A 1,721-nucleotide genomic window follows, 5' to 3' on the forward strand; every position below is an offset into this window, starting at 1 on the left:
ACACTTATGGCTAGGCCAGGGGGTCGCCTGGGGGGGCGGACGATAGAGCCCCCTCGGGCATAGGCTCTGCGGAGCGAAGCGAAGTCTCTAAAACGGATTTTCTATTACTATTAAAGAAAATCCAAACATTATACAAATGGCTGGATTAACAACGGCGTTTTGGGAATTCACGATTAACAATTATACGCCGACAGATATCGCCCTCTTACAGCAGGGCTACCCCGATCAGCTACGGCAGCTTGTCTACTCTAGGGAAATTGGGGAAGATGGTACGCCTCACATCCAAGGGTATGTTAGGCTACTCAGACAGCAGCGCCTGTCGTACGTCAGGAAACTGTTCCCGCGGGCACATTTCAAGGCGATTACGTGTGAGGTTTATAATCTCAACGCGCAACGATATCCTCAAAAACAGGACGATACGTCCGACGGTCATGTCGTGATCTCCAACAACGCATTTCCCGATCCAATTACTGAACTCTTGGAGGTAATTGATGAGGCGATGGGAGACGATATGAAAACGGAAAAGGAACTTGCTGCTGAGATATTAGCAACAGAGTTCACACGGGTAATAGAACGGCCAGCACGCGCAAAGTTCTATGTGTCCGCAGTATACACAAAGGTGAAGGAACGTTTCCTTCATCAACTAATTGTGGCCGTACGTGAGCGCAGAATCAAAGAAAACGAGGCACACACACACACACACACACAAGACGAAACCTCGTCTGAGTGTAGTAATATAACAGATGAAGCTCCGCAGCGGAAAATCGTATTCAGCAGCAGCATCGGCGCAGGCAGCGACTGGGAAGACGGTCAAGATCACGAAGAAGGTTCGTGTGAAGAAGATGGGGGATCAACTGAAGGCTCAGGTAGCACTTGCGGTGAAGACAGCGATGGATCGCGGTGTTGAGAATAAGGTTATCGGCTGGGCCCCAGAGAACCTGGTCGTACATAACTCTGCTATTAGCAATGGAGATTGCGTCCCTATCATGGGAGTAATCAAGCAGGGGACAGAGTCCTATGAGCGCATCGGCGATAAGATCAAGCCGAAGCGTCTGCGCGTGAGTGGTATTGTTTCAATCCAGTCTACGTCGTTTAACACTTCTCAGAATCTCTATGCGCGCATCGTGATTGCGTCGCAGAAGACTATCAAGACTGGTGCTTTTGTCGGGACGGCGCTACAGCAGACAGCGTACCTGCTGAAGCCTAATTTCCCGTCTCTGCCTCAGACTAGTTTTTCGGGACAGGCGGACGAGTTCAACTGGCCCATCAATACGGACTTGTTCCGTGTCTATATGGATAAGATTGTGAAACTATCTCCTGTCTATACGCTTACGGCAAACCAGTCCGTTTGCCCTACACCGACTACGGCATTCCGCTGGTCGTATACATTCAAGTCGCTGCCGACTGCTTTTACCTTTGATGATTCCAATCCCGATTGGGTCAACAACTTTGCGCCATTCCTGGCGATGGGCTACGGTTATGCTGACGGCACGGGCCCTGATGTAGTTGCGACGAAGTTGATTAGCAACGTATACTCTGCGCTGTCTTATGAAGATGCGTAAACTCTAACGGAGGAGTAAGGCCGCGGTCTAAGCGGGCTCACGGACGACGTACACTTATGGCTAGGCCAGGGGGTCGCCTGGGGGGGCGGACGATAGAGCCCCCTCGGGCATAGGCTCTGCGGAGCGAAGCGAAGTCTCTAAAACGGATTTTCTATTACT

At 50.8% G+C, this 1,721-nt stretch carries 2 protein-coding genes; both read left to right on the plus strand.

What is annotated here, in order from left to right; genetic code table 11:
* The first annotated feature begins 136 nt into the window (after positions 1–136).
* The gene (locus tag HWQ67_RS17765) at positions 137–907 is read left to right on the plus strand and encodes a hypothetical protein (RefSeq protein ID WP_218254031.1); all 771 of its coding nucleotides are present in this window, start codon (positions 137–139) and stop codon (positions 905–907) included.
* A 79-nt stretch (positions 908–986) separates the two neighbouring features.
* Positions 987–1,562, plus strand: coding sequence for a hypothetical protein (locus tag HWQ67_RS17770; RefSeq protein WP_218254032.1), 576 nt, complete (start codon positions 987–989; stop codon positions 1,560–1,562).
* Positions 1,563–1,721 lie beyond the last annotated feature (159 nt).

The sequence above is a fragment of the Candidatus Magnetobacterium casense genome (assembly GCF_019173545.1).
Lineage (GTDB): Bacteria > Nitrospirota > Thermodesulfovibrionia > Thermodesulfovibrionales > Magnetobacteriaceae > Magnetobacterium > Magnetobacterium cryptolimnobacter.